The 7,696-nt window shown below is 40.1% G+C and carries 10 protein-coding genes; 6 read left to right on the top strand and 4 right to left on the bottom strand.

Features of this window, described 5'->3' with window-relative positions; all coding sequences use genetic code 11:
* Positions 1–213 precede the first annotated feature (213 nt).
* From V7137_RS10645 to V7137_RS10635, 3 genes are all read left to right on the top strand, one after another.
* A complete protein-coding gene (locus tag V7137_RS10645; RefSeq protein ID WP_335698065.1) occupies positions 214–1,845 on the top strand; it encodes a M4 family metallopeptidase in 1,632 nt (543 codons plus the stop codon).
* Positions 1,846–2,159: 314 nt separating this feature from the next.
* On the top strand, positions 2,160–2,648 hold the full coding sequence (locus V7137_RS10640) for a GNAT family N-acetyltransferase (protein ID WP_335698064.1): 489 nt from the start codon (positions 2,160–2,162) through the stop codon (positions 2,646–2,648).
* Between the two features lie 178 nt (positions 2,649–2,826).
* Positions 2,827–3,048: a hypothetical protein gene (locus tag V7137_RS10635; protein ID WP_335698063.1), complete on the top strand. Its 222-nt coding sequence runs from the start codon at positions 2,827–2,829 to the stop codon at positions 3,046–3,048.
* A gap of 73 nt (positions 3,049–3,121) precedes the next feature.
* On the opposite strand, the gene V7137_RS10630 is transcribed toward V7137_RS10635, so the two are convergent.
* Entirely contained in the window at positions 3,122–3,625 is a 504-nt protein-coding gene (locus V7137_RS10630; RefSeq protein WP_335698062.1) for a DoxX family protein, read from the bottom strand.
* A gap of 701 nt (positions 3,626–4,326) precedes the next feature.
* Between V7137_RS10630 and V7137_RS30665 the strand changes: the two genes are divergently transcribed.
* Positions 4,327–4,428 (top strand): 2Fe-2S iron-sulfur cluster-binding protein, encoded by a 102-nt coding sequence (locus V7137_RS30665; protein WP_420490117.1) that lies wholly within the window; start codon positions 4,327–4,329, stop codon positions 4,426–4,428.
* A gap of 152 nt (positions 4,429–4,580) precedes the next feature.
* On the opposite strand, the gene V7137_RS10625 is transcribed toward V7137_RS30665, so the two are convergent.
* The 3 genes from V7137_RS10625 to V7137_RS10615 form a co-directional block, all read right to left on the bottom strand.
* Complete coding sequence (locus V7137_RS10625) at positions 4,581–4,970, bottom strand: SRPBCC family protein (RefSeq protein ID WP_335698061.1); 390 nt, start codon at positions 4,968–4,970, stop codon at positions 4,581–4,583.
* A gap of 386 nt (positions 4,971–5,356) precedes the next feature.
* Complete coding sequence (locus V7137_RS10620) at positions 5,357–5,812, bottom strand: SRPBCC family protein (protein ID WP_026568447.1); 456 nt, start codon at positions 5,810–5,812, stop codon at positions 5,357–5,359.
* The gene (locus tag V7137_RS10615) at positions 5,796–6,122 is read right to left on the bottom strand and encodes an ArsR/SmtB family transcription factor (RefSeq protein WP_218348447.1); all 327 of its coding nucleotides are present in this window, start codon (positions 6,120–6,122) and stop codon (positions 5,796–5,798) included. Before V7137_RS10615 ends, V7137_RS10620 begins: the two co-directional genes overlap by 17 nt.
* Positions 6,123–6,358: 236 nt before the next feature.
* On the opposite strand from V7137_RS10615, the gene V7137_RS10610 reads away from it, so the two are divergent.
* Both V7137_RS10610 and V7137_RS10605 read left to right on the top strand, forming a co-directional pair.
* Positions 6,359–7,066, top strand: coding sequence for an MBL fold metallo-hydrolase (locus V7137_RS10610; protein WP_335698060.1), 708 nt, complete (start codon positions 6,359–6,361; stop codon positions 7,064–7,066).
* A 12-nt stretch (positions 7,067–7,078) separates the two neighbouring features.
* Positions 7,079–7,651 (top strand): TetR/AcrR family transcriptional regulator, encoded by a 573-nt coding sequence (locus tag V7137_RS10605; protein WP_335698059.1) that lies wholly within the window; start codon positions 7,079–7,081, stop codon positions 7,649–7,651.
* Positions 7,652–7,696 lie beyond the last annotated feature (45 nt).

Below are 7,696 nucleotides of genomic sequence, written 5' to 3'. Positions count from 1 at the left end.
AAATAATAAAACGTTTAGTTTTACGAAAAAATAAATAACTAAATTTTCCCAACGCCATGACATACCTAGCGTTGGTTTTTTTAATAGAATAGAATATTTCTGCTGGTGCCTGACACCCTGACTCTTACTTTTTTCCCAATTTATCCTAATAGATTTAACATGTTATGATTATTTTGAAAATTCTATACAAAAAGAAATTAGGAGGCGGTTGGCTTGAAAAAGAGAACATCACTTGTATTAGCATTGGGATTAACGATAGGGTCTGTGCTCCCGATTACGGCTGCAGCAAAAACGATTCCGTACAATGTTACGGTTAAGAAAGATGCGGCGCAATTTGGTCAGAACGCTAAGGTTTATTGGAAACAAGGGCAAAAGGTGCCATCCTTTGTCCATGGAAAGCTATCAACAAAAGCATATAAAGATAAAGATGCAGTGAAACAATTTTTAAAAGAAAATAAAGAGTTATATCAATTAGATACTGCTAAAGATTTAACATTACTAGATGTTCAGACGGATGAACTTGGCAGCAAGCACTATAATTTTGTTCAATCCATTCAAGGGATTCCAGTTGATGGGGCAAAGTTTAAGGTCCACACTGATAAAAATGGAATCGTTACCGCAGTGAATGGAGATGTGTTCCCAGAGGCATCCTCTAATTTCAAAGGGGCCTTGAAAGCACAGCTATCGAAGGGTGCTGCCATTGATAAGGCCTGGAAATCTATTAAAGTAACGAAAGCGGAAACCTTAACGAATGCCGAAGCTGGTCCTACTGGTAAAAAGGTAGAGGATACGGTGGAAAAGGCAGAATTAGTGGTATATAAAAACGGAGATCAATTTAATTTGGCTTACAAAACAAATCTTCAATTTATTCAGCCATATCCTGCCAACTGGGTCGTCTATGTGGATGCCGTAAATGGTAATATCTTAAAATTCTATAATGCTGTCGCTGATGGAACTGGGGTCGGTGTTTTAGGGGATACGAAAACACTTAACACCTATTATTCAAGTGGAACATATTATTTATATGATATTACCAAGCCGATGACGGGTGTTATTGAAACAAGAACGGCAGGAAATACATCTCGTTTACCTGGTAATTATTCTGTTGATGCTGATAATAATTTCAACGCTACGTCACAGCGAGCAGATGTCGACGCGCACTACTATGCTGGTGCTGTCTATGATTATTATAAGAATACGTTTAATAGAAATAGTTTTGATAATAATGGTGCTACTCTTCGCTCCACTGTCCACTATGGTAGAAATTACAACAATGCTTTCTGGAACGGGGCACAAATGGTTTATGGAGATGGCGATGGGACAACCTTCCGTTCATTGTCAGGTGCACTTGATGTCGTTGCCCATGAATTGACACATGCGGTTACAGAAAGAACAGCAGGGTTGGAATATCAATATCAATCAGGTGCCTTAAATGAGTCCATTTCTGATACGTTCGGAGTATTCCTTGATAAAGGGGATTATTTAATTGGGGAAGATGTGTATACACCAAATACTTCCGGAGATGCTCTTCGAAGTCTTTCAAACCCTGGTCTTTATGGACAGCCAGAGAATATGAGTGGCTATGTAAATACAACGTCTGATAATGGTGGAGTTCACACGAACAGTGGTATTCCGAACAAAGCAGCTTATTTAACGATTTCAAGTCTGGGAACAGCCGTCGCTGAAAAGATCTACTATCGTGCACTTACGGTCTATCTGACTCCGACAAGTAACTTTAGCGGTGCACGTGCCGCTCTCCTTGCAGCCGCAGCTGATTTGTATGGCTCTGGCAGCACACAATACAATGCTGTTAAATCTGCTTGGACACAAGTAGGGGTAAACTAAGAAAATGTAGTAGGTCAGCCATCATAAAATGTGATGGCTGACCTTTTTTCTGGGTAAAAAAAAATAGATTGGTGTCAGGCACCAATCCAAAAATGGGAAGTTTTAAGAAATGAGTTCTTTAACCATTTCCGTATTAACTTGACTTAATCATATGAAAAACTTGTGTTGAAATTAGGTGGAACTTGTGTGGAAGTTGTGAAGATTTTTAGTGGAGAAATGTAAAAATGCTCCGCTAATTTGTGTGGCTGAAATATAGTTTTGCATAAGGATTAGCACCACAACATATTTTTAATTACTAGAAAAGAGGGATGGATATGGACAGGTATCATATTAGACAGGGAGTTAAAAAAGAGGAGGATTTTTTATGGGAGATGTTGTATCAAGCAATTTTCACTCCTGAGGGCGATCAGCGGCCTTCGCGAGATATACTTAATGAACCACATATTGCCCAATCATTGATAGGCTGGGGAAGAAAAGGCGATACATCCTTAATTGCGACAACCTCGACTGACACACCAATTGGCGCTGTCTGGATCCGACTATTCAATGATACCAATAAAACATATGGTTATATTGATGAGAATACCCCACTATTAGGAATGGCCCTTCTTCCAGATTACAGAGGAAAAGGAATAGGGACATCTCTTCTTAGCGAGATGTTAAAGGCAGCCAAACAAATGGGCTTTAGCAGGGTTTCATTAAGCGTGGACCCTAACAATAAGGCGCTCCAATTATATACTAAAATGGGCTTTAAAAAGGTAGGCGTGGATGGGACTTCTTGGAATATGGTGGTAACGCTATAACTTAAGATGTTGCAGTTTCCACTAGTTACATCTTTGGTTGCATTTATCGCTCATATTAAGTGTTCAGGGTGTTGTTAATTCGTTTCTTGTAATATAATAAGAGGGAGATGTTCACGAAATTGTCAAAATCACCATTTTATTATTTTACATAAATTTTTCAGTTTCAGGGGGATGACATATGATCAGAGCGGCTATTGCTGGTGTAGTGGGTTTTGTGCTTATTTTTATCGAATCAACTATTGTCATGAAACTAAAAGGCCTTGAAACTATTGAATTTGGCGGCATATCCCCGTTCATTAATGTCTGGGCGATGAACTTCTTTTTCGTGTTTGCCATTCTTACACAGGTATCAAATTGGTACTTGAACAAGGAAGGCTTGGAAGAAGATAATAGCTTTTAAGAATCACTTAAAAATTAATAAAGCGGCTCAATCTAGAGGGATGCTCTAGATTGAGCCGCTTTTTTTGTTTACATTAGGCGTTTTGTTTAATTGGCTTTTTTAAAGTGGTTTTACGAATAAATGGGATTACCCAACGGTCAAGACCGATACGGCCGGCATTAAAACCAGAGAACAGGATAATAGCTCCGATGAATAGGTCTGTTGGGATATGAGATACGGTTCCTGCTAAGAAAAACGCGAAGTTCATCACAAGACCAAAGAACATTGCAGCTGTTGTTAAGCAGCCAAGAATAAGTCCAAGTCCTACTAAAAATTCACCTAAAGGAACAATTGTATTAAAAATATCGACGTTTGGTAATGCGAAGTGCTGTAAGAAATCTACGTACCAGCCATAAACGACGCTGCCATCCGGACCTTTTACTGGATTAGCAATTACTCCTTTTAAAAATCCAGTAGCATCGAACCCGCCTGTTAATTTGTGGAATCCTGCTGTTAACCAAGAATAACCGATATAAAGTCGAAGGACTGTTAAAATTCCTGCGGCAACTTTGTTTTCTCTTAACCAATTTACTACCATGTGAACCACTCCTTGTTTAATAAAATTTTTATTCGTTATCTACATTTTTACTATACCAAACTTATTTTGAAATCAGGGTAAATTGTTCACTATTTCACATATTTGTAAAAAAGTTTTGAACAAATTTCAAACAAACGATCTTTTTTCAATTCACAGGAGTGTTTTTGTACATTATCGGCGTTATGAAAGACAGTTCCCAGCATTCGAAGCGAGATTTGTCTATCAACGGTGTTATGAAAGACAAATGCTTAGTATTCGAAGCGAGATTTGTCCATCATCGGTGTTATGAAAGACAAATGCTTAGTATTCGAAGTGAGATTTGTCCATCACCGGTGTTATAAAGGACAAATTCTCAGCATACGAAGTGAGTTTTGTCCTTCATCGGTGTTATGAAAGACAAATGCTTAGTATTCGAAGTGAGATTTGTCCATCATCGGTGTTATGAAAGACAAATGCTTAGTATTCGAAGTGAGATTTGTCCATCATCTACTTCATGAAAGACATTACCTCCGTTTTCCAAGCAAGTTTGGACCTTCAGACCAACTGTTTACACAGAAGCCCACTAAAAAAGGATTCATTTTCCCCTTTTTTTATTAAAATGAATATATAGAATTTTTAGTAAATATCGAGATTATGCTCAAGCAGCAGCTCTAAAATCATTTCCATATCCATTTAAGGAAGATGTGTAGCGATACTCCAACCTGTTAGAGGCATTGCTTGAAGCGGGCATCAAGGCATCTTATTTCTGCCGAGTTGGACGGTGCGGAACCTGTGAACTTAACGTGCTAGTGGGGGGAAATTGATCATTATGATTCCTTCTTAACTGAGGAACAAAAAGGTTCACAAAAGAGTATATTAGCATGTGTTTCGCGGGCTAAATCAGAGAAAATTGTTATCGATATATAAAAAAATGCTTGGAGAAGCTCCAAGCATTTTTACGTAAATAGGAAAAAGCTTACCCTAAATATTTTTCTAAAGGCTTCCAATAATTTTCGCCCCATCCAGCCGCAAGATGTACTTCTTCAGCTTCAGGAAAACCGATGTGATCGAAAACCAAAAGGGTATTAGAGTCTTGTTCTTTAAGTTCAAACTTCGCGATAGAATAAACCCCTTCAGGCCAGTTCGCTACACGCCAAGCTTGAACAATTCGTACTCCTGGAACAAGTTCAATGTTTCTTCCAAGAATCATACCGCCAAAGCAAGAAAAAGTCCCGCCAGCTTCAGGGCTGATTTCAACCGGAGCCCCTCCCGTAACTTCACTAAATTGTTTAGAATCTGTGAGCGCTTCATATACTCGTCCAGGGCTTGCGTTGAATACTACTTCCTGATGAATGATATTAGACATTTTTATTCCTCCCATTTTATTAAGCAGATGCTAACTGCTTATCTTTATTTTTTAACCATTCTTCCAGCATCTCAACGTTCATGCTTTTCAACATGTCCGCATGATCTTGAATGGCATGGTGCCACATAACCGCCTCAACTTTATAGCGGTCGGTGTTTTCTACAGTAAATCAACAGTTACAAGATAATTTAGTCATTTTTTTCTCTCTCCCTAATAAATTATTTTTATTTAAGTTGATTAGAGCGAAAGAAGTTCGCTTTCAGTGGGCGGTCCGGGAGCCTCCTCGGTGCTTTACACGCCTGCGGGGTCTCCCGTATCCTGCAATTCCCGCGGGAGTCCTGCTGTATCCGCGTCCAATCAACCATGAGTTTTACCGTTTTATTACATTAATGCATTGCTACAACGGACCAAGGGTCTACGCCGGGGTCTCTGCCTTCAGCAAAATCTTTGATGCGCGGCATGTAATGTGACCAGCCTTGTTGGTGTGAAGGGATTTCTTCCACTGGGAGGTCATAATGAGTTAATACTAGGTTTGTCCCATTTTCTTTCGGAGTCAATTTGAATTCCACTTTACTTGAGCCGGGCGGCACGAGCTTGGATTTTTCCCAGCCCCATGACATGACAATTTTTTCATAAGGAACAATTTCAACATATTCGCCCATGGCAATATCGCTGCCATTCACATCAATTCGATATTTACCGCCGATTTTAGGCTCGAGCAGGATCTGTCTTCCCATCCAGCGGACCATTTTGTCTGCATCCGTAAAGAATGAAAATAATGTTTCCGGACGGGCTTCAATAAAGATTTCTTTGGTGATTACGTCATTATTGGTCTGATTCACGATTAATTCTCCTTTCTTCCTCTTCTGCAGCTTCTTTTAAACGAAGTAAACTATCATCCCAAAAACGGTCAATATACTGCTTTAATTCTGAAAAACCGTCCCTTCTGATACCGTAGTACCGTTTTGTTCCGTCCCTCCGAACCACTACAAGGCCAGATTGTTCGAGAACTTTGAGATGCTGAGAAACTGCAGGAGCTGAGATGTCAAAATGGGAGGCAATCGCGCTGGAGGTAAGCTCTCCATCGCGAACAAGATATAGAATATCTCGACGTCTAGGCTCTGCCAAAGCATGTAGGACTTTTTCAATCATGTTGTTATTTTAGCGTACGCTTAATTAAGTGTCAACTTAATTAATAAAAAAATCTCTTTTCAGTAGTTAGTATCTTTTGGAAAAAGCGATGAATATATGTCAAATTTTAAGAAGAAAATGTCTTGGTTCGCTTATGTATCTAATCTAATGATAATTTTTTCCAAAAAGGTCTTGAAAAAACTAATAGTATTAGTTAAAATAAAACTAATCATATTAGTTAAAAGGAGGTGTTCCTTATGAGGATGATTAAAAATGGGTACTTGTATCAAGTCACATTTATGGCGAGTGTTTTTCCAGTCAACTGCTATTTGGTGGAGGAAGAGGATGGGCTAACGCTAATTGATGCTGCATTAGGTTTTTGCGCGAAGGGGATTTTGAAGGCAGCAAAAACGATTGGAAAGCCGATTACCAAAATCGTATTGACGCATGCTCATGAAGACCATGTCGGAGCGCTCGATTCATTAAAAGAATGGCTGCCAGAAGTACCGGTCTATATTTCGAATCGGGATCACAGACTAATGAATGGTGATCGGTCCCTTGATTCTCAAGAGGTACAAACACCGATTAAAGGCGGTGTGCCGAAAAAATTAAAAACGCGCGCCAACATTTTATTAAAGGAGGGCGATCTGATCGGTTCGTTAACCGCGATCGAAACACCAGGGCATACACCTGGTTCGATGTCCTTTTTAGATTTGCGTACAAGGGCGCTGATTGCCGGTGATGCCTTGCAAACAAGAGGTGGAATGGCGGTGGCAGGGGATATCATTCCGTGGTTTCCATTCCCAGCCTTTGGTACATGGAGTAAGGAAACAGCGTTGACAAGTGCGCGGAAATTAATAGGTTATCAACCAGCAGTACTTGCAGTCGGCCACGGAGAGATGTTGATGAATCCTGTGAATGAGATGGAACAGGCAATCAGGCATCTTGAACGAAAACTTAGATAGGGAGTAATGACGATGTCACCAAGACCCAAGATCGGTCTCGAAATATCTTTTATAATTGAAGCAGCAGGAGAACTTGCCGACCAACAGGGGGTGCAGGAAGTTACCTTAGCTAACTTGGCGAAGAAACTAGGGATCCGTCCCCCTTCATTATATAACCATTTCGATGGACTTACTGGATTACGAAAGAAATTGGCTATCTACGGACTTGATAGGCTGTATGAAGTTATGGCAGATGCTGCGATTGGGGTGTCAGGCACCGAAGCTATACTAGCGGTAAGTCAGGCATATGTGGATTTTGCCCGAAAACATCCAGGTATTTATGAAGCTACCTTGCTTGCCCCGAATCCCGAAGATGTAGATGTACAGCAAGCGGGCGCAAAAATCGTAGACCTTTCAGTCCGTATTTTGCAGGCCTATCAATTAGAAGGTGACCGTGCCTTACATTCTGTCAGGGGATTGCGCAGTATTTTACATGGATTCTCAGCCTTAGAGCAAAAAGGCGGCTTTAAGATGTCAGTGGATTTGAATGAGAGTTTGATGATTATCATTAAGGCCTTTCTTGCTGGGATTGGGCAAGGAGATTAGTATGTGGTTTGTTGACAGTGCACGAGGACGTGGAAAAATGTCGGT

This window comes from Neobacillus drentensis, from assembly GCF_036962765.1.
GTDB lineage: Bacteria > Bacillota > Bacilli > Bacillales > Cytobacillaceae > Neobacillus > Neobacillus drentensis_C.
The sequence above is the reverse complement of the archived record's forward strand: the minus strand, read 5'-3'. Positions and strand labels throughout refer to the sequence as shown.

What these genes read in the sequence shown, in the direction of transcription:
- V7137_RS10630 (WP_335698062.1), bottom strand. Translation starts at nt 3,625, where the DNA reads ATGGTAGTAAATTGGTTAAGAGAAAACAAAGTTGCCGCAGGAATTTTA.
- V7137_RS10635 (WP_335698063.1), top strand. Translation starts at nt 2,827, where the DNA reads ATGATCAGAGCGGCTATTGCTGGTGTAGTGGGTTTTGTGCTTATTTTT.
- V7137_RS10625 (WP_335698061.1), bottom strand. Translation starts at nt 4,970, where the DNA reads ATGTCTAATATCATTCATCAGGAAGTAGTATTCAACGCAAGCCCTGGA.
- V7137_RS10610 (WP_335698060.1), top strand. Translation starts at nt 6,359, where the DNA reads ATGAGGATGATTAAAAATGGGTACTTGTATCAAGTCACATTTATGGCG.
- V7137_RS10640 (WP_335698064.1), top strand. Translation starts at nt 2,160, where the DNA reads ATGGACAGGTATCATATTAGACAGGGAGTTAAAAAAGAGGAGGATTTT.
- V7137_RS10605 (WP_335698059.1), top strand. Translation starts at nt 7,079, where the DNA reads ATGTCACCAAGACCCAAGATCGGTCTCGAAATATCTTTTATAATTGAA.
- V7137_RS10615 (WP_218348447.1), bottom strand. Translation starts at nt 6,122, where the DNA reads ATGATTGAAAAAGTCCTACATGCTTTGGCAGAGCCTAGACGTCGAGAT.